Genomic DNA, 26,838 nt, shown 5'->3' with positions numbered 1-26,838 from the left:
GATACCCACACCTTTCTGGACATCTGGACGGGGCAGCACAGCAAATTAAGTCATCAGATTTGGATAGTTTTCTTTCAAGGTTGCAACATCTGGATAAACATTTTCCGGAAGATTTTCCTTAATGAATCTGATCGCTTGAACATATAACGCATCCGGTCGTAACAAATGAGCAAACATCGTATTAAGTTCAATCGAATAAAGAGTACCTAAGCCGTCTTCAGGCCGAATGACAACATAGTCTTCGATCCGAAGGCCATCCATTGTTAACTCCCTTACAATTTCCTCGTTTGTAAAAACTCTCTCAGTCATTGTTTATTCCTTTTAACTTTCTGTGGATCCATGCCCAATCGGATTAGTCTTTTATCTTTAAAATTATCCGATAGAACATCCTCGCCTGTCGTTGTAAAAATGGTTACATTTTCCTTTTCCGGGCCCCAGACTATTCGTGACTTAAGAGGTGGCGTCGTTGGGTCTACGGCTAACTTTCGTCGCCAAAGCTCATTCATATTGTTTATATCTGCAAACGAAGGAAGCTTCTCAATTTCACCCAACGGATGTACGTGCCCAAACACTTGCGTGTCGTCAAACACTGGGAACCTCACTTTATCCGGAAGACCAGAGTAAAGTCTCCAGACTCTATCTCCGTCCACTGTCTCTCGAGTCAAGACAAACTCCATACCTTCATGTTTAACGTTTAGCGACCACAGGTCTTTGGTAGTAATGGTACGCTGATCCAGCGTAAACCCGTAATGCCCCGGCAGCTCACCTGATTCCAACAATTTCGCGGTGGTCGTTACAGGTCGACTTGCTCGCCAGTCCTTCATTGCAACCTGCTCTATTGCTTCCCCAACACCAGAACTACGCATTTCAGCGAACGCAATGGTAGGATTGCTCGTCGATGCCAACAATCCGTCCGCGCCGATTCTTTCTAACTGTACAGTTTCTAGCACCGACCGAACGCTGGTTGGTTTGGTAAATCCGAATTTCCAATCGGGCAGGCCTGCAGCTCGAAGTTCTGAAGCGCCTTGCCTGACCACAGACGGCAGTATAGGCGCAAGGCCGAACGCTGCAGATAGCGCCAACTCAGTCTTATTTATGCCGAAGTGGCCAATAGTCTTACCTGAGGCAAAATAGGCGACGTTTTCGAGAGCCTGGGACGTCAGATCACCGACAACGCCTGCCGAAACACCTGCTGCACCAGTGACGCCAATAGCTCCCCATGCACTCGTAGCCAAAGGTGCGCCGAAGGTACGTACTGCGCTAAAGGCCAATCCACCAGTCATCAGCCCCGCGACGCCGCCGACCGTCGTCAGAGAGAAGGCGCCTACTGCATCACGCATGCCATTTGCGCGCTGTTGCATCTCGGTGAAGCGGGGATCGCCAGGATTGAGCTCGAGTCCCAAGGAAGCATACTCCCCTGCCCCCACGTTCCAACGCTCGAATCGATATTTCAGTAGCTCAAGGCGCTGCTGCGGATCTGTTGTGTTATCAAGAACGTCTTGGATCGTAGCCTTTGCACCTTCAGTTCGACCATAGAATTGGTATTTTCCTCCCGTGTCAGAAGCGTTTGTAAACAGGTTACCGGCTCCATCGAATGCTGCGTAGGTGGCCGCATTCGAGCCTCCTACAAGCCTCTCTTCGCCCTGCAACTTGAAGTCAGAAGTCGTTACCTGCCCGATAGGAACCGTGCCAGTACCATCAAATTTCACCAATTCACCATTTTTAGCGAACCGTTGCTCCGGAACTCTCTGTAGCGACACCGCGTTTTGCTCGATAACCGTTAGGCCAGCATTTTGTTCGAATGAGGCCGCCGCGAGCTTTTGCTCGATGATCTGATCCAGTCGAGCCTGATGCCTTTCATCATCTCGCAGCTGTTGTTTGGCGTAAGAACTCATGAACCGTTTGAGCGCCTCTGACTCAGCATTTCCGTCGCCAGAAATTGCCGCTGCGGACGCGCCATTGATACCGTCGGGTGTGGTGTCAACGCCGAACATGCCTCGTTGCTTACGTGCCGCAACATCTTCTGCAAATGTTTTACCCAGCACCGGTTCTTGCCCTTTTTTTGGCGCAGAGCCAAAGAGGTTCTCAAAAATCTCGCCAGGATTGTTAGCGGCATCTTCCTTAATCTGGTCACCAGCACCCTCCACCAGCCCGTCGATGAAGTTACCGCCACGACGTTCTGACAAATAGCCACCGAGCACTCCGTGTGCAGCATAGTCGCCGAACGAACCCTTGCCGCCGAAAACGCCAACGTTGTTCTTGATCAGTGCATTGCCAAGCGATGCCAAGGTGCTCACGCCAACAGCCTTCCAATCCACGTGATCGTTCTTGATCACCTGGTAGGAAATATTCTGCGCGGCCGAATTAACCGCGAGCTGGGCGTATTTTCCCCAGGACCCACCCAAGACCGTTCCGGATTCGCCGATGTATTCGCCAAGCGCTCTTCCGACAACGTTCCCAGCATTCTTCGCGATGTATGATGCAGCCACGGCCTTCCAGCTAAAGTGCTCGCTGGTCAATGCGGTAGTCAACGTCGAAGTGGCGAATATGCCGACCTGGGTGCCGATCGCCGTGGCCATGCTGCTGGATACGCCCATGGCTGTTGCGCCTTGCGTAACGGCGCCGCCAACCATGCCCGTCACATAACTGCCAACGCCCGCTGTCACAAGAGCCATGGCGCCCGCCTTGGCCACGGCCTTGTAGTTCATGTATTCATGGTCGCCATTGCCCATCGGGTCGTACAACGACCGCGTGAAGTCGTGCAGGTTGCCGGAGAACGGGTTGAGCGTGCGCTTCACGGCGCGTTTGAAATCGAAGTTTCCGTTCAGTATATTGGTCGCATGCTGTTCAGCCAGCACGGACGACATCGCTGCCAAGGCGATGCCGACGCCGCTGCCGCCTGTAATCACACACACCACCACAAATACGATGATGGAAATAATCTTGGCGATGAAGCCGAACTTCGACTTGGGCGGGGGCGGCGAAGGCAGGTTCGGTAAGGTGCTGCCGACCAGCTTGCCGTTGTTATAGGCCTGCTCCAGCGAAACGCCATTCATGTAAGCCGGCGCAATCAGCGCCTGGCCGCCGTGCAGCGCCTGGCCCGGTTCGAGCTTGTTGGCCTCTGCCAGCTTGTACCACAGCGAAGCATCGCCGTAGATGCGCTGGGCGATCGTCTGCAAGGTGTCGCCGTCGTTGGCTACCACCACATTGCCGCCGTTGCCCGGCGTGCTGCCGCCAGCCACAGGATCGTCGATCAACGGGTTCTGGCTGGCGTTGAGGTTGTAAGCACGCCAGAAGTTGTTCTTCTGCTCGTCCGACATGTCGCCGAAGCTGCCGGAGTTGGTGCTGTAACGCATCTGCAACTGGCCGTTGGCAATGACCTGGTATTGCTCCTGAATCGGCGCGTTCTTGTCGACTTCGGTCGACTTCAGGATGTTGCCCTGGGCGTCGAACACGAAGAACTTCGACTTCGGTCCGGACTTCGGCCATTCGCCGCTGGCTGGTTCTTCGAAGTTCACAGCAATCATCCTGCCGTCGGCGTTGTACACCATGACGCTCCTGGCACTGGCGCCAGTACGGCCGGCAAGTTTGCCGCTTTCGCCGCGCATATAGCCTTCCGACCACAGCAAGACGGAACCGGTTGCACCCGCGCCGTAAGTGCTGGTGTAGAACTGGCTCATGTCATCGCCAACGGTCGAGAAGGAGGTGCTCTTCAAGACGTTGCCTGCAGCGTCGAACTTGTCGTTGGTCTGGCGGGACTTGACGCTGCCGTCGTCGTTGTAGCTTTCCGTCACCAGGTTGCGGCCGGCGACATCGTACGACATGGCATGCCGTTCGTAGCCGGTCTTCGCCTTGCTCCTCACCAGTCGCGCCAGGAAGGACAGCTGATCGCCATATTCGGCCTGCTGCTCTGCATAGTCGGCCAACGCTTGCTGGTAGGCGGTGTAGTCGATGTTGTATTGCGTGAGCAGCGCCTGGTATCGGTCCTTGTCCGCCTGTGGTGCATTTGGACCCGGATCGACCGGCTTCGTCGGTTCGACCGGTGCTACCGGTGCGGCGTCAGCCTGGACGTCAGGCAGATCCTCGACCTTGGTCCATTCTTCCACCACACGGCCTGCGGAATCGTAGCGGGTGTTGTACTGCTGCCCACCTATCACGCTGGCAACCAGTCGGTTCATCGCATCGTAGGTGAACGTCTGCGTTACGCTGCCGCCCTGGATCTTCCTGCCCAGGTTGCCGTCAATGTCATAGACATAATCGGTCGTCGACTCGTCGACCGCGCCGGAGGCATTTGTAGCGTCAGCGCGCACTACACGGTTCAACGCATCGTAGAAGAAGTAGCCATCCTGGTTACGACCCGCGCCGGCACTGCTGGACCAGGAGTTGAAGCGGCTGCGGTTGCCAAAGCCGTCGAACTCCATGCGGATGAACTGCGCACCAGTACCGAGATCGGCAGCGTCCACGCTAATCAGACGGTGTTCGGCGTCGTAGCCCAGCACATTGCGCTGGAAGGTCTGGCCGTTTTGCTCCTGGACTTCGGAGATGCGGTTGCCTACGGCGTCGTATGCATAATAGGCCCAGCGGTTGGTGTTCGCCGCTGCGCCCATGCCCGTAACCAGTTCGTGGATGGTGGCGACCTGGCCGGCATCATCGTAAGTGTACTCAACGGTCTGACCCTTGCTTGCCTGGGTGCTGCGCACCAGCAGGCCTGCATTGTCATACTCGTTGATCGTGACGGATCCATCGGCGCCGGTCACCTTCTTGAGGTGGCCCAGCTTGTCGTACTCGTTGGTGACGGTGTAATTGAGCGCGTCCTTCGTCGTTTTCTTATGTCCGTTCTTGTCCCAGGTCGTGTAGCTGGTGTTGTTCAGAGCATCCGTCGACGAAGTCAGGTTGCCCTGCTCGTCGTGAGTGTACCTGGTGACCACGCCAGTCCCGGCGGTGATGCTTGCCAGGTTGCCGCGATTGTCATACGCATAGGTCTTGCTCATGGCGCGCTGGCCATCGTTGACCGTGCTGTGCGAAGCCAGGTCAAAACGCCAGTTATCCACCATCGGGTGGGTCTCCTTGACCAGCTGGCCAATGCCGTTGTAGTCGTAGTTGCAGACCACCCGGCCGCCGATGATGTCGCTGCGCAGTTGACCAAATACGTCGTACGTATGTTCTTCCGCCTTGGTGCCGTTGACGATGCTCGACAGCAGTTGGCCTGCGAGGTTGTAGGTTTCGACCGTCTCGCGATAGCGCGCACGCAGGCTATCGTTGTCTTGTGGACCGGCGACGGCCGCATTCTCACGGTCGTTGATCTGGCGGATGACGGCAACGCCACGCTCACCGAACACGTAGCTGAACTCACGAACACGGCCGCCAGCAGTGCCGTCCGCCTTGGTGTGGTTCTCGGTCAGCTTGCGGTTCTTCAGGTCGTAGGTGTAGGTGACCGTCGGCGCTGGGTTGCCAGCAACCACCGGCTGCGTTTCCTGCAGCAGGTTGCCCCAGTGATCGTACACCTTCATCGACTCCGGACGCTGACCCTGGCGGGTTGGCTGCACCTCGCGGATGCAGCGCCCCTCGCTGTCGTAGTAGTAGTCCGTTCGCCGGACATTACTCACATCTTTCAATGCGTCGGCAGATTTGGCGGCCGACAGGTCGTAATTGCCGTTGGAAATACCGCCGCTCTCCAGCATCCCCGTGCGCTGGCCAAGCAGGTCGTACATAAAGACCTGCACGTGGCCCGATTCGTCGCTGCGCCACATATGGCCGGCACGGTCATATTCGTAGCTGAATTCCTGCTCGCCCTGCTTCTTGTAGATCAACTCGCCGAAGGAGTTGTACTTCAGGGTGACGCCCTGGTCGGAATCGGACATCAGGCGACCCAGCAGGTCGTATGTCCAGTTCGAAGGGACATTGCCGTTATTGATGGCGCCAGTGGCTTGTTCGCGAGCCTTGTTGCCGCCTGCGTCGTACAGCACCTCGTGCGTAAGTCCTGCTGCGTCAAGGATGCGTACCGGACGTCCCGCATAATCGTTGTCGATGCGGGTGCGGCGGGTCGCCGGCGAGTTCGGGTCCGCCGGGACCGGCTTGCCATCCACCAGCACACCTTTTTCGTACTGCACGGTTTCCACAACGTGCCCTGCAGGGCCGTAGTAGTTGACCGTCAGCGCCAAGCCTTCGCCATTCGGGCGCATGCCGTCCAGCACGGTGATGACGTGCCCCATGCCATCGTACGTCATGATGGTTGGCGAATTCGAGCCGGTCTGGCCTGGGCCCCACGAGTTGGCGACGACGACGTTGCCCTTCTTGTCGTACTGGCTGGTCTTCACATAACCGCTGTTGGCGATGGCCAGGTGGGCGCGGTCGTTCAGGGTCTCCTTGGTGATGCGCTGCGCTTCGTCGTACTCATACGCTGTGATGCGATCGCGTGCGTCTTGCGGCGCTACCGGCATCGGCTGGTAGTCTCCCTTCCAACCAGGGATTGCGATGGCCGATTCGGTCACCGATACCTTGTTGCCAAAGGCGTCATACTGGTAGCTGGTCATGAAGCCAGCATTGCTGACGGTTGCCTTGAGCTTGCCGTCCACGTCGTACCAGCTTGCCTCCACGGTCTGTGCGCCGCTGTATGGATCGATTGTCGCCGTGGTCAGCAAACTGCCGAAGGTGTCATAGTGGCGAATGGTCTTGATGCCGGCTTCATGGTGCTGCTGGCCAGCCGGAGCCGACGGGTCGTACACCAGTGCCTGCGGCGCCTGCGACTCCAGCACGCGGCCCATGCGATCCACCGTGTTCTTAATGGTGCGATCGTACTCATTCCCGAGCCCTGCCACAATCTGGTCGAGCGCGGGCGTGTCCATGGCGGTGAAGTTCGCCAGCAATTCTTTCGGTACGACTGTCGCATAGCGCGTCATCTCCAACTCGTCGCCGAAGACGTTGCGCTTGTAAGCAGTGACGCCGCCATAGGAATCAAGCTCGTACTTCAGCAGGCCCGATTCGTCATAGAACCTGCGGACGCCGCCGCCCATTTCGGTCGAGGTGCTGTGGACCTGGCCAAGCGCGTTGTAGCGCGGCCCTTTTTGCACCGGCGTCGAAACCCAGGCGGTTCCGTTCCAGTTCAGGGATTCCGGAGTCTCCGTGCCGCTGGCGCGGCCAGCGTAGTCGTACACATAACGGACCGAGTTGCTGTCGAGGTTTCCAGCGCCATTGGCGCCGGAAATCTTGCGCTCGACCATATTGCCGTTGCCGTCGTATACATACTCGGTCACCGAACGGTAGGTGCCTCCACCCTGTGCCGGCACCGCAGGGCCAACCTCCATCCACAGGCGGCCTTCGCCGTCATACTTGTACTCCCAGACATTGCCTTCCTTGTCTGTAAAGGTGTTCCTGCGGCCGTTGGCGCCATAGGTGGTGTAATCGGTAGCGCCCATGCTGTCGGTGGCGCTGCGCATCTGGCCCATGGCGTCATAGGTGTAGCTCGACGTATGGTCGCGCGAAGCCGCCACCTTGAACAACGCTTCCAGCCCGCCCAGGCTGTAGTCGGCGAAGCCTGCGCCAGCACGTGTCACGACATGATCCTCGAACAGGATCTCGGCGCTCACATTACCGTGCGCATCGTACTCGGTACGCTTGACCGCGCCCGTCATGTCAACGCTGTACACCAGACGGTCCTGGCTGTCGTAGGCGTAGTGGCTGATACGGTCGCCCGTAGACGGCGCAACCGGCAGTTGCGCACGTACGGCCGTATCGCCCCACGCCGCAGCCAGTGCTGCAACGTCCCCCACGGGCGTCATGTACTCGGCGTGCTCCACCTTGTTACCGTAGGTATCGAAACGCTGGTAGGTGACGGCGCCGTCCGGGTTGACCTGCAAGGTCAGGTGGTGATCGGCGTCGTAGGCCATCAGGGTGATGCGGTCTTCCGCGCTCACCGGTACGCTGGACGGTTCGGAACCCGGCACGATCTTGGTCGCCGACTGCACCTTCCGGACTACGTTGCCCAGGTCGTCGTAGGTGTAGCCGGTGACGATGCCGCCCTGCTCGCTGTACACCAACTGGTTCTTGTCGTTGTACACATTGTGCGTGCGCAGGTCGAAGCCGGCCTTGCCGCCCGCCGCCAGGCGGCCGGCGGCAGCGCGTGACAGGTCGACAATCGGGCGCATCTCGTTGTACGGCAGGCCATTGACCGGCAGCGGCGACGCCTCGTACAGGCCCTGGGTATCGGCGTAGACAACGCTTTCGATCACATTGCCGTGGGCGTCGTAACGAGCGGCACTCGCTTCGTATGGCGACGGGAAGCCGACGCTGGTCCAAATCACGCGGCCAGCGGCATCGTAGACCATGCCTTTGACGATATCGGTCGAGTTGCGCGCGTCCAGCCTCCAGTCCGCATCCGGCAGGCGGCCGGTCGACTGCGTACGCACCAGGTTGTGCGACGCATCGTAGAAGAACATCTTCTCGCGGTTGCTCGAATCCCGGCTGAATACGACCTGGCCATTCAGGTCATAGCCCTGAAGCGACGGTTCACCGTCCGGCACAAGCGTTTCGAGCAGTCGGCCGTCGGAGCCGTAGCGATACCTGGTGGTACCGCCGTAGGCATTGGTATCGGCGATCACGCGCCCGTTGGCGCCGAAGACCTGGCTCAGGTGGCCATCGTTTGCATCATCGGCAATCGCGACTGACGCTGCCGACAGTGCAGCCATCGCGGCCGGTGTCGCCGGATCAATGGTCTTGGCAAAGATCGTTTGCTTGACAACGTTGCCCTCGTACTTCCACTGGGACAGTTCGCCCTTGCTGTTCAAGCTGAACACCTGGCGGCCCGCCGCGTCGTAGACGCTGCGGCTCCAGTCATCGCGCAGCGCATCGGCTGCCACCGGCAGCGTGCCGGCTTGCGGCGCGATGCTTGCAGCGCCTGGACGTGCGGTGCGGTTGGCATAGCGAACGGTCTCGGTGACGTTGCCATCGGCATCGTAAGCCTTGCTCGTGACAAAGCCTTGCTGATCGACGTGCAGTACCTGGCGGCCTTCGCTGTCGTAGGCGAACAGTTGTACCTGGTCGATCGGGCTGGTGGCCACCGATTGCGGCGCGGCGTTGTTAGCCAGTACGGTTGCGTACTGCACCTGCTTCAGGACGTGCCCTTCGACGTCGTAGGTGAAGCCGGTTACCAGGCCTGCGCTGCTGACATCCCACAGCAGGCGGCCGGACTGGTGGTACACGCGGCGGGTCACCACGTCGCGGCCGGCGTCTGCCACTGCGGCCACGGCACTGCCAATATTGGCAGCCGAGGTGGCGCCGTCGAAGGCGATGTTGGCGGTACCTGCCGCCGCATCTCCCAGGAAGCCGAAGTAGTCGTCAATCACGCGCGACGTGAACAACGCGGTGGTCGACACACGCGTTGCGAACGCGGTCTTCTCGATCACGTTGCCGCGCAGGTCGTGCTTGAAGGCGACCACGTTGCCTGAGATATCGAGCGTGTAGAGAGCACGGTTCTGCGCATCGTAGACGGTGTGCAGGATGCTGTTGTGGGTGGCGCCGTCGTAGACGTTGCTGACCTTGCGGCCGGTTTCGTTACCGATTCCGTCATAGGCGTAGCGGGTAACGTTGGCGGAGCCGGTGAAGTCGGAATCGAACGGACGATCGAAGGCGCAAGTGGTCGATGCCACGCGGCCTGCTGCATCGTAGGTCCAGGTGTAGCGGGTGGCCGGATTGGTGAGCGCTGCCTGCAACGCATTCGCCGTGATCTCGATAGACGGACTAACCCTGGTATAGGTGTTGGTCTCGCTGACCAGGCCTGCGCCGTTATAGACGTGCTTGATCGCCGTACCGGCCTGGTCGACGCTCCAGATCTCGCGGCCGCTGTTGTCGTACACGTAGCGGGTGCGCAGGTTGTTTGCCGCATCGGCATTGGCGGCTGCCAGTGCCGACAAGGTTTGCTTGCTGGCCTTGATGCTGCTGTCGACCGGTTTGCGGTAGGTGACCGACTCGATCACGTTGCCGTGGGAGTCGAACTGGCGGGCGGTCAGCAAGCCGGTGTGGTCGATGCTGAAGATCTCGTTGCCCGCTGCATCGAAGACGCTTTGCGCGACCAGGTCCTTGCTCGCTTCCGCCAGTACGGTGTCGGCCAGTGCCGGCGTGCTGTTGGCAGCAGGCCGTGTTACGCGGTTTCCATAAACAGTGGTCTTGACCTTGTTGCCGTTGGCGTCGTACTCGAACTTCGTGACCTGGCCGGTCGGGTCGACCGTGGACACGATGCGGGAATCGGCGTCGTAGTTCACCAGGGCGACGCGGTCGTTCGCTGCAGGCTGCACGGAATGGATGTCCGCGCCTACTGCCAGCGGCGTCGTGTAGCTGATCGTCTTGACGACATTGCCGAAGCTGTCATGGCTGTTAGCCGTGACCAGCCCTTTGGAATCCGACTCCATGACTAGGCGGTTGTCGCCGTCGAAGACCTTCTGCGTGCGCAGGTCGTTCAGGTCGTCGACGACCAGGGCGCCCTGCACTGCCGCCAAAGTGGCAGCAGTTGCGACAGCGATGCGTGTAGCATAAACGCGGCTTTCGACCACGTTGCCATTGCCGTCGTACTTCACGCCGGTAACCTGGCCCATGCCGTCGATCGTGTACAGCGCACGGCGCGCGGCGTCGTACACGGTGCGCGTGACGTTGTCGCGCGCAGGGTCGCTGACGACCGCAGGTGCGGTGCCAGCCGTCCACTTCGCAATATCGATCGGGGTTGCGTAGGTAACGCGCGACACGACGTTGCCTTCACCGTCATAGGTGAAGTTGGTCGCCCCGCCCATGCCGTCGATGCTCCATGACAGCTGGTTGGCCGCATCGAACACCTGGTACTGGTGCACGTCCTGCGCATTCGCTGCCGGAGCGACGATGTCGCTGCCTGCCACATACTTGCCTGGGTCCAGGCGGGTGGCGTAGATGATCTTCTCGACCTGGTTGCCCTTGCCGTCGTAACGGTACTGGGTCACGCCGCCGGTGGCGTCCATTTCCCAGGTCAGGCTGCCGTTCTTGTCGTACACGCGCACGGCGCCGTCGTCCAGCGCCGCATTGGCGCCTGCCACCGCGGCAGCATTGATGCCGGCCGCGAAGTCCGCACCCAATGCAGGGGCAAAGCGCGCCGAGTACACGGTACGGCGCACCACTTCGCCCAGGTTGTTATAGGCGTAGCCGGTCACTGCGCCGGTCGCATCGGCGCTCCATTGCAGGCGGCCATCGAGGTCGTAGGCGTAGCGCAGGCGTACGTCGCGGCTGGCGTCGGCCACACAGGCCAGCGCCGCGGCCACTGCCGCTGCGTTGGCGGGAGTTGCCAATGGAATCGGGCTGGCATAGGCAACCTTCTCGATTGCATGGCCGTTGCCGTCGTAGCGGGTCTCGGTCACGGCACCGATGCTGTCGATGCTGTAGATCTCGCGATTCAGGATGTCGTAGACCTTGCGTACCACGTGGTCGTGCGCTGCATCCGCTCCTGGAGCGGTTGTCGGCGCGGCACTGGCTGCCGTCGGGCGAGCCAGCGGTTTCGCATATGCAGTGGACTTGACGACGTTCGAGTTGGCGTCGTATTCCAGCGCGGTCACCATGCCGTGTTCGTCGACCTGCAGGACCACGCGGTTGGCGCTGTCATAGCTGCTCAGGGTAACGCGGTCCCCCTCGCCTGCCACGACGCCGGATGGATTGGCACCGGCAGCAATGCGCTGCGCGTACAGCACTTGCTTGGCGAGGTTACCATCGATGTCGTAGCCGAAGCCGGTCACCTGGCCCAGGCTGTCGACCGACCATTGCAGGCGGTTGGCGCTGTCGTACACATTGCGCACATGGACATCGCGGCCAGCGTCGGCCACGGACTCCAGTGCCGCGCGCATGGCGGCAATCGTTGCACCGGTCGTGACCGGAACCTTGTTGGCATAGGCGATGCGCTCCAGTACATTGCCAACGCTGTCGTACTTCATTTCGACCGCGCCGCCGTTGCCGTCCACCGTGAACACCGGACGGTTCAGCGCATCGTACACAGTGCGCAGCAGGCCGTCGCGCTGGTCGTTAGCGACGACAGCAGGTTCGCTCCCCACCGTCCATTTCGTCATGTCGATGCGGGTGATGTACGTGCGGCGCGCAACTACATTACCGTTGCTGTCGTAGCTGAAGCGGGTCACGCCGCCCATGGCGTCGATCTGGTAGGCGACCTGGCCGTCCTTGTTGTAGACGTTATAGGTCACCTGGTCTTGCGGGGTTACCGCGCCGACCATGGTTTTTACTTCCGCAACAGACAGGCGTGCGGCTGCATTGGCCAGGTTGAGCGGCTTGACGGTACGGGTGACGGATGTAATACGTCCTTCAGCGTCGTAGTCGTTCTTGCTGACATAGCCGAGTGGATCGATGGTGTAGACCAGGCGGTCGTTGGCATCGTAGGCATAGCGCGTCAGGTTGCCCAGCGCATCGCGGCTGCCGGTGACGTTGCCGTTGTTGTCGTAGCTGAAGGTCTGGGTCAGCGCCAGGCCGTTCGGATCGGCGATGGTCTTGATGCGGCGGCCCAGGTCATCGTACACATACTGCATGGTGGTGCCGCCCGCACTGGTCACCGTCAGCGTGTTGCCGCGCACGTCGTGGGTGTAGCAGGTGGTCAGGTTCAGTCCATCCGGATCGACCACCTGGGTCATCACCTGGCCCGTCAGGTCGTACTCCATGCGGGTGACGGTGCCGTTGGCATCGGTCACGCTGACGCGCTGGCCTTTGCCATCGTAACCGTAGCGCGTGACCATCTTGATTCCGGCCACATCGACCGTACGGGTCAACAGGCGGTGCGCACTGTCGTAGGTGTAAGTCACCTCGTTGCCGTTGGCGTCGCGGCTCTTGACCAGTTGGCCGGCCGCATCGTACTCCGAGCTGCTGTCTGCCAGCGCACTGTCGACCGCCAGCAGCTTGCCGTCCTGGTCGTAGCTGTAGATGGTGACGTTGCCGTTGCCATCCTTGACGCTGTGCGCCTGGCCGGAGCGGGTCTGCGTGGTGGTCACGGTCACGCCTTCCGGCGTGGTCACAGTGCTGCTGCGTTCTGCAGTGTTGTAGCTGTGGGTGGTGACACGCGACAGGGCATCGGTCTGGGTCAGCACGCGGCCGAAGGCGTCGTAGCTGGCGAAGCGCTTGCCGTTCAGCGGGTCGGTGGTGGTGACCACCTGGCCCAGCTTATCGTAACCCAGCTGCGAGACGTTGCCGTTGGCATCGACCGAACGTACCAGGCGGCCGAAGGCGTCGTATTGCGCGCTGGTGGCGTGGTAGACCTTTTCACGCAGGGTATTGGTGCCGGTCTCCAGGCCACGGCGGTCGTAGTTGTGTAGCGTGGTTACGCCGTTGCCGGCGTTGTCGATGCCCTCCGTCGAAGCCACCACTTCGCCAAAGGCGTTGTAGACAGCCTTGTTCACGCCACCGGCGGCGCTGGTGGTCTGCACCAGTTCATTGTCGGTGTTGTAGGCAAAGCGGGTCACGCTGTTCTGCGCCGAGGCAGCGGATTTCGCCGTGGCCAGTGCCGCTAGCGCAGTTGCGGCAGCGGAGAGCACACCGCCCTGCAGGCCCGCCAGTACGTCGGCAGGCACACTGGTGGCGTAAGCCGTGGTCACGCTGAGGCGGCCCAGGGTGTCGTACTCGGATTCGGTCACGTTGCCGGCGGCGTTGATGGCAAAGCGCAGGTGTCCCGCATCGTCGTAGAAGAACAGGCTGCGGTTGCCCAGCGCATCCTTCATGCTGGTGCGGTGGCCCGAGGCGTCGTAGGTGTAGGTGGTGGCGTGCGCCGCCCATACCGCATCCACCGCCGCGGTGTCCATGTCGCCGCGCAGCAGCGCGACGCCGGTGCCGGGCAGTTCGGCCACGACGTGGCCTTGCAGGTCGTAGCGCTTCAATACCGTGCGCTCGTCGCTGCTGCCCTTCGCCACCGTGGTGCCGATCAGCGCACGAACGCTGTCGTAGGTAAACGTGGAGATCGTGCCGTCGGCATTGGTCAGGCTGGCCAGCTGGCCCAGCTTGTTCCATTTGCTGGTCGTGACCTGGTCTTCGCCGCTGGCGGCCGGACGCAGTGCATCCAGCGCCGAGGCGGCGCTTGGCGTGCCGAGCGCCTTGTTGGCGTAGCGGCGGGTAGTTTCCAGCCTGCCGCTGGTGTCGTACGCGTATTCGGTCAGGTAGCCTTCGCCATTGACCTCGCCAGCTTTCTGGCCCTTCTTGTTGTAATAGACGAAGCTGTGGATGTCCGCTGCATTGGCGGCCGGGATCGGCGCCATGCTGAACAGGTCCGCATCGTACGTAGCCAGGTCCACGGCCTTGGGTGGCGGGGCATTGACGTAAGCAATGGTCTCCACCAGGCGCCCGGCCGCGTCATAACGGTACTCGGTCATGAAGCCTTCGGCGTTGATCGTGGCGCGCACCTGGCCATTCTTGTTGAAATACTGCTGGACCTTGCGGTCGGTAGTGTCCTGGCCCAGCGAAACGGTCTTCAGTCCTGGCGTAACCGTCAGCGTGAAGGAAGACGACAGCTTCGCCTGGTTTTCCGTGTCGCCGGAATAGCTGGCAATGATCGTATTCTCGCCGGCCGGCAGGTCGACGCGCGGCAACCACAGTGTGGCCACACCTGCATTCACGTCTGCGACACCAAGCACGGTGTTACCGCTGATGAAGGTCACTTTGCCGGACGGTACATTGCCGGTGACCGCCGCAGTCAGCGTCAGCGAAGCGCCCTGCACCACCGGCGCCGTTACCTTGTTCAGGATGACGGAAACCGGGGCCGCCATCAGCGTCTGGTCGATGGAGCCGGACATGCTGGTCGCGTTGGCCGCATCGCCCGAGTACACGGCGGTGACCTGGTTCAGGCCAGCCACGAGTGCGCCAGTGCTGATAGTCGCCACACCGTTGACCAGCGTTCCCACGCCCAGCAGGATCGTGCCGTCGTAGAAATTGACTGTGCCGGTAGGGTTGCCGTTGCCACCGCTGACACGCGCGCTCAGGGTCGCCTTGCCGCCCTGCTGCACTACTGCCGGCGCAGTCGACACCGTGGTGACGGTTGGCTGCCTGGTCGCGTCGGCGTTCGGCGAGTAGCTGATCGTGAGCGCACCGTTAGTTTCGTCGCCGGAGTAATAGGCCTTCACCCCCGCCAGATCACCGAGAAGGTTCCTGACCGTGATGCGCGCAAGCGAATTGCTAAGTGCCGCACTGCCCAGGAAATTGCCATACTGGTCTTTGAAGCTCACATAGCCGCCCGGATTCGTGCCGGTGACTTTGGCCGCCAGGACCACCGTGCCCGGTTCTGCACCTGGAACACTGGTCAAGGACGCCGAGCCGTACTGGCCTGGCGTATATGTGGCATTGCCGCTGGTGCGCGCAGCATAGTTCTCGTCACCCGAATAAGCGACGTCGTAATAGTAGGAGCCGTGGGACTTGGCGTCGCCGGGCCAGCGGCCCGCTGGGATGGTGACCAGGGCCTTGCCATCAACGACAATTGCGGAGCCGAGCCGCTGGCGCCCTTCGCGCGAGAACACAGTAACAGTACCCGTCGGAAGCGGCTGTTTTCCATTCCCGATGGTAACGGTATATGTTCCGGTACCGTCTGGCGCAACCTGTCCCGTGTGACGGATATCAGGCTCCGGCTTGGTCACGTTCTGAATGACGACCAGGCTGCTGACGGGCTGTTCGCTGCCGTTGCCGGAATAGACTACGCGCAACTGGTTGGCGCCGATCGGCAAGTTCTCCAGCAGGACCGTACCCCGGGAATAGTTGTCTGCCTTGACGCTGCCAATCAGTTGATTGCCGTTGTAGAAGGTGAAAGTACCGCCGGCGTTTGAGCGCGTCGCCCCTGATTGATCGACCAGCTCGGCAGAGAACGACACCGCAGTGCCGTAGGCCGACGACGACGAGGACGAATAACGCATGCGTGGGATCGTCGGCAACGTGTCGGTCGCCAGCGGCGTTAGCGCCGAAACGCTGTCGGCACGCCAAACCCAGTTCGCTTCGTATTCCGCTCTGATCGGTTCACCTATGGCAATACCGCTATTGAAGTCGAGATAAGCCAGCCCATTCTGGACCTGGCGAACACCGAGGTAAGTGCTGCCGCGGTAGAAGTGTACCGCGCCTGCGTAATTGCCCAGGTTTGGGCGTTCGAGAATGCCCGGCTGGTCCTTGATCTGCGCCACCACGCGTACCAACTCGCCCGCATTCGTGTGATCGCTCGACAGGATCAGTGTCGGGGTGACCTTGGCGTATTTGACATGCACGCTCGTTTGCCCGGAAACCACAGGCGCGTTGTAGTCATCGCCCGAGTATGCCGCCTTGAAGTAATGGTCGGAACCACTGAAGGTCGTCGAGGTGAACGTGGCAATGCCGTCCTTGACCATCGCGCAGCCAACCACGTTGGCGCCGTCATAGAACATCACCATGCCTGTAGCGGGCTTGGCGGCGTCGCGCACCGACACGCGCAGGCTCAGGACAAGCGCTTCGCCATACAGCGGCGCAGTGTTGGACACCGACAGCACGACACTGGTCGGCGTGGCCGTGGATGCCGGCGGCAGGACGGCGCCCGCCTTCAGCGTTACCTGCAGGTTGTAGCTGGCGTTGTTCATCATGGCGCTGCCGGCATTGGCCGCATCGCCGGAATAGACGGCGCCCAGCGCGCCGGAAGCGACCTTGCTGGCAACGAAGGTGAACTTGGCCACCCCATCCACCACTGCGGCAGTACCCAGCACATCGCTGCCCTGCATAAACGTCACCATGCCGCCCGCGGTGACGCCAGCGGAGCCATTGACCTTGGCTGTCAGCGTAATGCTGGTGCCTTGCGGCGCCGACCCGGTGACGCTGCTGGAGAAGCTCAGCGAGCTTGGTTGCGGCGCCAGTTCGATTGCCTGCGCAATCGGCTCGGAAGCGCAACCCTGGTTATTGTTGTCGCCGGAGAATCGCACGCTCAGGGCGTTGACTCCGACCGGCAGCGTGGTCACAGTGATGGCAGCCAGGCCGTTGTACACATCCGAGGTGCCGATGATCTCGGCGCCGTTATAGAAGGTGACAGTGCCGGAAGCGAATCCGGCGCCCGTGCGTTCCACCTTGGCGGTCAGTACCAGTGGCTGTCCCTGCTGCCAGTTTTGGTGCGGCGTGATGAGCGAGATGTGGGTCTGCGCCTGCGCTACGTTTTGCACGAAGCTGCCAACGCTGAGCGCATTCTTCAGGTCCCCCAGGTATTGGGCAGTGAAGGTGTTCTGGCCGGCAGGCAGTTTGTCCAACGTGAGCGTGGCAACGCCATTAACAAGCTCGGCGCGCCCGATCGGATTGTTGGTGCCATCGTAGAATTGGACGATACCACCCGGCTGCGTGCCATCGACGCGCACGCTCAGGGTGAGCGGCATGCCCTGCCTTGGCAATGGGTCCGAACTGCTGATCGTCAGGGTAGTCGGTTCCGGCAGGTCATCGGTCAGGCTGGCCACGCTGGTCTTGTTGGCGGCGTCGCCGGAATAGCTGGCGCGGACACAGCTGCGGCCCGGCTGCACATTGGCCAGGGTCAGCGTCGCAATGCCCTGCCCGCGCGCTTCGGACTCCTTGACATCGACCATGCCGAGGACGTTGCCGTACTGGTCGTAAAAGGTGACGGTACCGGATGGGTGGTCGCCCGTTACCAGGGCAGTCAGGCGCTGTTCCGTGCCATTTGCGGTCGCTGCCGTCTCGCTCTGGAGCGACGTGACAGACGAGTTGATCTTGGCGACAGCTCCGCGGCTGCCGATAAAGGTAGCGGCGTTGTTGGCATCGCCGGAGTACGCTACTTGCCATTCATTCACGTTGTTGACGGCGGTATTACGAGTGGTAAACGTCGCCACCCCGTTGACCAACTCCATTGCCGCTAATACGGGGACATCGCCAAAGCTCGAAGTGCTCCAATTCCAGAGGTAGACCGTGCCGGTCGGATTGTTGCCCGTGACACGGATGGTCTGGGTCAGCTCGGACCCGAACACAGGGTCCGGAACGGAAGGTGTGAGCGTGATCCCTGGCGTTGGCAGGTTCGGCACAACATTGACCTTGACATCCGTCGTCGTCGTGGCCGTACCGCCAGCGGCCTTGAACACGAGGCGGACCGTATGCGGCCCCACGCCAACAAATTTGGAATAGTCCCAGGTCCAGCCCGATTCGTAGCTTCGCATGACGCCGTCGACCATCGTCTGCGTGCTGTCGAGCCTGCCATCAAGATAGATCTCCATCGTGCCGTTCTGGTGCGGTCCCACCAGTCTCGCCTTGAACGATATCTTGCCGCTGCTGGTGCTCACGCTATCGCTCGAGCGCGTCACTTCCACCTCGGCGTTATCGCTGGCAACCACCGTGGTCTGGGTCACGAGGTTGGAGACACTTTGGGCGTAGTTCGCATCGCCGGAATAAACAGCGGTCAGCTTGTTGGTGGCCACTGGCAGCGCATTGGTCTTGAAGCGCGCTACGCCGTCGACCAGCGTGACGCTGCCCAGCAGGTCGGTACCATTGAAGAACGTCACGGTGCCGGTAGCCGGGGCTCCGTCTACCGCGCCCAGTTGCGCCACCAGCTCGGTCAAGCTACCGTGCGGAGCGGATTGATTGGAACTGCCCAGCGACACCGTGGTGGCCGCGCCTGCGCCCGCGGGTTGCACGGCAACGGGGTTGGTGACCAAGACGGTGCCAACCGAATTGACGGCAGGCTTGTTGTTCGCATCGCCTGCATAACTGGCGATGATCGCCGCCTGGCCAGACGGCGTCGAGAATGCCGATGCTGCCAGCGTCAGGCTGGCAACACCGTTCACCACGGCAGCGGTGCCTACCACGCGCACCGTGGCCGGTACCGATTTGTTGTCGCGTACCGAGAAGGTCACCAGCCCCGACGGCGAGGTCCCGCCGGCGATGGTAACGCTGGCTGTGAACGGTTGGTTCGCGCCAACAGCGGTGGCGGAACCGGCAGCCATGGTCATCGTCGTGGTCGCCACTGCCTGCACTTGCACCGCAACCGGTGCACTCATGAGCGAGTCGGCGAAGTTGGCATGTGTCTTGGTGAACTTCGCAGTGACGTTGTGACTGCCCGCGCCGAGGTTACGCAAGGTAACCTGCACCACGCCGCTGGCAGCCGAGGTATTCACCGTGGCCAACAGAGTGTTGCCATCGTAGAAGGAAACGGTTCCTTCAGGGTACATGGCGCCGATGCGCGGCATGGACGCCGTGATCACTACCGGTTCGTCCAGGCGCACCGATACCGGTGAGGCGGCCATGGTCACCACCGGCGACGCCGGAATTACATCCGATACATTAGACCACGATACACTCGAAGCGTTGTAGGCATCGCCAAGGTAATACGCGGTTACCATTGGACGGTTCTGGACGTTGATCGGCCGGGTCACCACCAAGGTAGCGACGCCGTCAACAATCTCGGCCTCACCATATGGCGGGTCACCATAGTGGCCACTGTGGAACACCACCTTGCCGGTTGGATGATCGCCGTCGACCCGCGCAGTCAGCACGATCGGCGAGCCATACGGCACGCGGCCGTTGGTGGTGAAATGCACCAGGGTAGGCACGGCGGCCGCTTCTTCCTTCACGACATCCGAGTTGACGGCAACATGCAGGTCGTCGCCAGCATAAACAGCGCGCAAGGCGTTGCTGCCTGCCGGCACGCGCACGCCTTCCAGCACCGCTTCGCCGTTGACGATATCGGCGCTGCCCAGCAACGTGTTGCCGTTCATGAAATTGACCTTGCCGGTCACGCTGGCATCGCCGAATGCAGCGCGCAACGCCAGTAGCGTGCCCGCGTTGGCATTCGTACGGGAAGCCGTCAGCACCAGCGGCTTGCTGCTGCGCACCACGGTTTCGGTCACCGTGCCGGAAGCGGCGCTGGCATTATTGCCATCGCCACCGTACACGGCGACCAATTGCTGTTCGCCCAGCGACAGCTGGTCAACGCTCAGGGTTGCGACGCCGCCAACCAGGTAGGCACTGCCCAGCAGTTTATTACCTGCAAAGAACGATACCGCACCGCCGGGCTGGTTCCCGGTCACGCGCGCTGTCAGCATGACAGGCGCGCCGACTTCGCTAGTCAGGGTGGAGGCACTCAGGCTCACCTGCGCGGGACCGCCGGTAACTTCACGGCTGACGGAACTGGAAACGCTGCCCTGGCTGGCGGCATCGCCTGCATATTCCGCACGCAGGTCTGCCACACCGTCGGGCAGCACGGTTTCGAGCTTGGCCAGCCCTGCTTTCACGTCCACTTCGGCAATCAGCTGGCTGCCGTTGAAGAACTTCATGCGGCCGCCAGTCGTCAGCGGGCCCGCCACTTTCGCCAGCAGGGTGACGGCATTCTTCGGCCTGTTCACGGCTTGCGCCACGATCAGCGAAGTGCTGGTCACGGCGCGCGCCACGGTGAAATTCATGACCGGCGATTCAACCGGTCGTGCATTGCCGTCGCCGGCGAACCTGGCGGTGAGTTTATAGTCGCCCGGCGGCAGGTGGCCAACTTTCAGGATGGCGGTACCGCCGTTGTTTTGGGCCTGCGCCACTCCGATCAGCTTGTCGCCATTGAAGAAGGACACCACCTCGCCCTGGCGAGAAGTAAAGCCATCGCCGAAGGTGGCTTTGAAGATCAGCTCATCAATGATCGAGGCGCCACCGACAGCAGCCGCGCTCTTGGTATCGATGCTGATGGCAAGCGGCGGCGCCGGCTTGGTGTTAACCGTTGGCACGTACGCTGCATTCGGCGTGACCTGGACGCTGATCTCATTCGAAACATTCTGCTCCACCAGCTTGTACTGGCCAGACAGGCTGTTGTAGTCATTGTGGTAGTACACCACGCGCAGCGGCATCGTGCCGACCTGGTCCAGCGGCATGGTCCACGACACCGTATTCGAACCGTTGGCGAACGATTGGCTATTCAGCCAGCGCGTGCCACTGTAAAGCACGGCGACCAGCGGCGTGCCGACGTTGTTCTGACCGGACAGTGATGCGGTCAGGGTCACATTGCCCCCCTGGATCACCGTGCCGACATTGCTGGCCAGGGTCATTGCCGGTTTGAGCGGCGGCGCAGGATCTGCGGTCACCACCACCGACAAAGACTCGCTGTTCATGGCGACTGCGTTGTTGTAGTCGTCGCCCGAATAATCTGCGCGGATCACATGGCTGCCGCCATTCCATTGCGCCTCGACGGCCAGGGCGGCCACGCCATTGACAACCTGCGCCGAGCCGATTACCACGTTGGTAGTGAGGTCGGTGAAGGTGACCGTGCCACCAATCGGACGCTTGCCAGAATTGTCCAGCGTGGCGGTCACAGTCTTGGTCTGCCCCACCTCAACGTTGCTGTTGTCGAAAGTGGTTGCCTTGAGCTGGAGGGAACCTCGGCGCACATGCAGGACGCCGGTGGCGACGGCCGGGGCGATATTGACATCGCCATCCTGCACCATGGTCAGGACATGGTCACCAGCCGGCAGCGCGATGTTCTTGATATAGAAGCGGTAGAGTCCCATGCCTGCAATGAGCTCGCCGTCAACCCTGCCCAGCAGGTTGCCACGCATGTCATACAGGCTGGCGCCGCCAGATGGGCGCGGGCCATCCGTCGAAAAGCCGAAATGAAAATCGTCACCCGCCGTCACAGTCGAGTTTGAGGTCGGATTGGGTTCGCTGTGGGTAAAACCCGTGCCGGTACGAACATGATTCACCTGGTCGGAGGTGCTGATCGTGTTGGCTGCGTCGCCGGCGTAGCTGGCCGTGAAGTCGGCCAGGGCGGCGTTGCTGTTGACGACACTCAAGCGCGCTTCGCCGTTGATCACCTTGCTGGTGCCCAGCAGGTTGCGGTTAGCGTCGAAGAAGGACACGATGCCGGCCGGATTGAAGCCGGTCACGCGGGCAAACAAGGTGGTGACGTTGCCGAATACCGTATCGTTGCGCGCCACGTACAGGCTGGTGTGGCTGGTGGCGCGCGCGACTCGTTCATCGATGGCTGCCGAGGCCACACTGGCGTTGTTGCCGTCGCCGTTGTAGACCGCCACCAGCTTCTCGGTCCCTGCCGGCAGGTTGGTTACCACCAGTTCGGCACGGCCGCGTATCAGGTTGGCGGTGCCGATGACGGCATTCGCCTGGTCATAGAAGGTCACCGTGCCTTGCGGGTTGGGGCCATCCACTAGCGCTGTCAACGTAATCCGCGCACCGGACTCGGTCTGGTCGCGGGAAGTCGACAGCACGATGACAGGCTGCGCTTTTTCCACCGTCTCCTCCACTACGGCCGACGTGCTGCCAGCATTGGCTGCATCGCCCAGGTAGACAGCGGTCAGCTTGTCCTGCCCAACCGGCACATTGGTGGCGCTCAGGCGCGCTACGCCATTAACCAGGACGCCGAAGCCCAGCGCCACTTCGCCGCTATAGAATGCGACCACGCCGCCCGGCGCCGCGCCCGCCACGGTGGCAGTCAATTGCAGCGGCGAACCGAAACGCACGCTCGCGCTGTCGGCAGTCAGCGTGATGGAAGTGGCAGGCAGCGGCGCCGCATCGGCGCCGATGGTATTGGAAGTGCTGCCAAAGTTGCCGCCGTCGCCGGAATACACTGCGCTGATGTCGCTGTGGCCGGCCGGAATGGTGCCGGTAAAGCTGGCCACGCCACCGCGCACGATAGCGCTGCCCAGCACGGTCGAACCGGCAAAGAAGGTAACGGTGCCACTTGGCGCGCCGGCAGTACCGACCGGGATCTGGCCGGTGACGATTGCGGTGAAAGTACGGGTATTGCCCGTGCCGCGCATCTCGGCCAGTTGTAGCGAAGTGGTGTTGCCGCCCAGTCTGAGCGTCACCCCCAGTCCATCGCCCAGTTGCGAAGTATCGATCGGCGTCGACAGGCGGTTCACTGCGTAGGCATTCGATGCGCCATCGTACAGCGTCTGAGTGGCGTAGCCCATGCCGTCGACCTGCCAGTTCAGGCGTCCGAGAGCATCATAGAGGTTCCAGGATTTCACGTCTTGCGCGCCGGCTTGCGGGCGCAGCGCGTCGACCGTCCAGCCCAGCACGCGCTCCAGCGCGGCACGGTTGTCGGCCAGGCCAAGGTCGGTGCCTGCCGCTACCAGCAACTCCGGCTGCACCGCCGCCGCGTAGCGGATCGTATGCACCAGGCGGTTGTTGGCATCATAGATGTATTCGGTCAGTGCGCCGGTGGCGCTCACCTCCCCTGCCTTGCGGCCCGCCGCGTCATACAATACGGCGCTCTTGGCTCCGTCGGCGCCCTGCGTCACGCGCAGGCGGCCATCGGCATCGTAGAAGTACTTGCTCTCGCCCAGGGCCTGGCTGCCGTCGCTTTGCAGCAGCGAAACCAGCAGGCCGGCTTCATTGAAAGTCGAGGTGGTGACCAGGCCATTAGCCATGCGCAGGACGGACTTGTGGCCAGCATCGTCGTAAACAGTGCTGGTAACGGCGCCCGAATCGTCGATGCGATTGAGTACGCGGCCCAGGCCATCATAGGTCAGGCTGGTGGTGCCGCTATCCGGCGCGATGGTCTGCAGCAGTTGGCCGGCCTGGCTGTAGACGAAATTGGTGACCGACTGCTTGCCGTCGGCAACGCCGTTGCCACTGGCGTCGATCGCATTCCACTTGGTGATCTGGCTGACCTGGCCACGGAAATCGTAGGCGGTGTCGGTGCGTGTCGTGCGCGACTTGTCGCGGCCGGCGACCCAGTTCGCCAGGTCGTTTTCGCCATATACGGTTGCGGCATAGGCATCGCCGGTATAGATGATGCTGCTGATGCGCTGGCCTTTGGCATCGTAGCGGTACTCGGTGACGCCGCCTTCGCGGTCGATGGCAAAGCGCAAGCGGCGTGCCGCGTCGTACACCATGCGTGCGGTCTGCGGTTTGCGGTACCCCGGGGTTGACACATACTGGTTGAAGCTGATGGATTCGCTGGTCAACAAGCCATTGCTGTAGGTACGCTCGGTGATATTACCCAGGGCGTCGGTGACTTTAGTCTGGTTGCCTGCGCCGTCGTATTCGTAGCGGGTCACGGCGCCCACGCCGTCGACCTGGGTCAGTAGGTTTCCTGCCGCGTCATAGCTGTACGCGACAGAAGGACTGGTGCCATTGGCCAATGCAGGCGCCTGCATCTTGATCAGGCGGCCCCATGCATCGCTGGTCAACGTGGTGAGGTTGCCCAGCGCATCCGTGACGCGGGTCTGGATGCCGAGCGGCGAAGCCAGGGCAAAGCCCAACTTGGCCGGCAGGTTGGCCAGGTGGTCGCCTGCATGCAGCGCCGGATCGCCCAGCGCTTCGCGCAGAGCGGCGATGGCACTGGCCTGGTTGGTGTGATACAGCGCCTGGGTAATCGATTCCCAGTTGTCGCCCTCTTTTACCAGGTAATACGGCGGCACCTGCACATTGGAAGCGGTGGTCTGATACTGCAGCGGCGCCGGCACGTTGCGCAGCCTGGCGCCCGTCGTCAGCGCCGGGTTGCCGAGCGCCGCCTTCAAAGCCGCCTGTGCGGCCGGATGGTCGGTGGCGTACAAGGCCAAGGTGATGCCCTGCCAGGTATCCCCGGCTTTCACCGTGTAGTACGGTGGCACCGCAACCTGGGTTGTGGCTTGGTAGGCCAGCGATGCCGGCGGGGTCACCCGTTGGCCCGTGGTCAGGTTGCCGCCTATGCGGTTTTTCAGTTCCTGCACAGCGCTCGCTTCGCTGGTGCCATACAGTTTCAAGATGAGGCTGTCCCAGGTATCACCCGGCTGGACTACGTAGTAATCCGGCACCACCTGGGTCACTTGATAGCGCAAAGGACTCGGCAAGCCGGTCAGCTTGCCCCCCTCCACCAGTTCTTGCGGCGCCACGGCGGCCTGCAGCGCGGATGCTGCCGCGCTCGAGTCGTACAGGTAACTGGCTACGCTGGCCCAGGTATCGCCAGCTTTGATGCGGTAATAAGGTGGCACGCGGTCGCTGGTGTAGTCCAACGAGTACGGCAGGCCGACCAGTTTGCCCCCCGCAATCAACGGCGGATTATTCAGTGCGCTTTTCAAGGCGGCAACCAGCATCGGGTCGCTACTGCGGTACAGGGTTAGCGCGATGCTGTCCCAGGTGTCGCCCTCCTGGATGCGGTAGTAGGTCGGGACCGTCACCGTGTGGGTGGTGTAGGTGATCGTTGCCGGCAGGTTGGTCAGCTTGGTGCCTGCTGTCAAAGGTGGGTTGCCCAGTGCATCCTTCAGCGCAGCCGCCAAATCGTTCGCGTAGGAACCATACAGGGTATTGGCAATGGTGTTCCAGGTATCGCCGCCGCGGATCAGGAAGTAAGGGGCTACTGTTTTGCTGAGGCCATATACCAGCGTCGATGGCAGCATCGTCAGCTTGGCGCCTGGCAGCAGGACTGGATAGCCGAGGGCGTTGCGCAGGGTTTCAATGGCATCCTGTTCCGTGGTGCCGTACAGGTATTGCGTAATAGCCGGCCAGGTATCGAGCTGCTGGACCTGATAGTACGGCGGCTCGTCGACGCCGGCGAGCTTGCTGCTGTCGAGATTGACACTCTGATCCTTGACCGGCGCCTCGGTGGTCGACAGATAGCTGCCATTCACCGCTACCGTGTGGTCGGTGTCTTGCGGCTCGGTGTTCGAGGTCTTGCTGGAGTCGATGGTTGCAGATCGCGTCCCAGCCTGGGATTCGGTGGTAGACAACCTGCCGCCAATAAGGCTCGCGGTTAGGTCAACTACCTTCGTTTCCCCAGTCACCAGCTTGCTTCGATCCACGCCTGCGGCGGCATTATTGGCCTGCGGCTCGGAGGTGGTGACCTTGGTCGTATCGAGCGGGACGGAGTTGTTGCTGGTGATGTCGCCAATGGTGGACAGCTTGCTGCCATCCACATCCGCCGTGGCCGGCACGGCGTTCATCAGGTCCGAGTAGTCATAGGAGGTGACGCGCTCTGCGCCGTCGATCATCTGGCGCAGCTTGCTCACGCGCCACGCGCCTTTGAATTCGGTGTAATCGAAACGCAACAGCGTTCCATCGGTCTGCGCAATGCTGGCGATGCGCTGGCTGTCGCCATCGTAGGAGTAATTGGTGATGTAGACCTTGCCGTCGGCAATACTGTTGTCGTCCGGGGTCAGGTCGACGGTGACGCTGGCCAGGCGGCCATGGTCGTCATAGGCGTAGCGCACGCGGGTATGCGGCAGGCCGGCCTTGTCGACCGAATGTACGCTGGCCAGCTTGCCGTTGGTGTAGTCCAGCACGGTCTTCTCGCCGTCCTGGTTCGCTACTTCGCTGAGCTGGTCGCCAACGTAGCTGTAAGTAATCTGGTTGCCGCTGCGGTCGGCTTGCACAGCCAGCCTGCCACGGCCATTGAACCAGTCGTAGGTCTCGGTGACGCCGGTGCTGCCGTCGGTCCAGGTCCAGCGGTCTGGGGAGCCGGCAAATGTCAGGATATCGAAATTGCCTTCGCCTGCGGCGGTCACGTACGCTGACCGGGTATAGTCCCAGTTGTAGACGGCAGAAGAACCATCGCTGTCGACGCGAGTGACGGTGCTGCCATTCTGATTCAGCGTGCCAGTAAAGTTGACGATGCTGCGGTAGAAGCCGATATGCCAGTTGCCGTTGGCGGCATCCAGTGCCCCCTGGCTGTTATAGGTGCGCACGGTGGCGATGTCGAAGCCATGGCCGGCGATCAGGTCGTCACGGTCCTGCAAGACCAGGTTGCCGGTGGCGCTATTGACATAGGCCCTTTCGCCGCTCCCGCCCAACTTGGCATTTCCTAAAACCCCGCCACCCAGGGTCGATGCCGACACCAGATTCAGACCCAGACCGTTACCGCTAACAACCGCTACCATGGCTACCTTATCTTAATAAATTTACAATTACTGAGGCAGCATTTCGCATGTCCTCAAGCAATAT

2 protein-coding genes are annotated in these 26,838 nt (G+C 61.3%); both read right to left on the bottom strand.

The features are described from left to right. Nucleotides 1-45 precede the first annotated feature (45 nt). A complete protein-coding gene (locus ACN9MU_RS09530) occupies nt 46-309 on the bottom strand; it encodes a hypothetical protein (protein ID WP_426344479.1) in 264 nt (87 codons plus the stop codon). Continuing rightward, nucleotides 306-26,774 (bottom strand): Ig-like domain repeat protein, encoded by a 26,469-nt coding sequence (locus tag ACN9MU_RS09525; RefSeq protein WP_426344478.1) that lies wholly within the window; start codon nt 26,772-26,774, stop codon nt 306-308. The genes ACN9MU_RS09530 and ACN9MU_RS09525 overlap by 4 nt, the downstream gene beginning before the upstream one ends. Between the last annotated feature and the right edge of the window lie 64 nt (nt 26,775-26,838).

It is taken from the genome of Pseudoduganella sp. R-32, assembly GCF_049913245.1.
GTDB lineage: Bacteria > Pseudomonadota > Gammaproteobacteria > Burkholderiales > Burkholderiaceae_D > Rugamonas.
The sequence above is the reverse complement of the archived record's forward strand: the minus strand, read 5'-3'. Positions and strand labels throughout refer to the sequence as shown.

What these genes read in the sequence shown, in the direction of transcription:
- ACN9MU_RS09525 (WP_426344478.1), bottom strand. Translation starts at nt 26,774, where the DNA reads ATGGTAGCGGTTGTTAGCGGTAACGGTCTGGGTCTGAATCTGGTGTCG.
- ACN9MU_RS09530 (WP_426344479.1), bottom strand. Translation starts at nt 309, where the DNA reads ATGACTGAGAGAGTTTTTACAAACGAGGAAATTGTAAGGGAGTTAACA.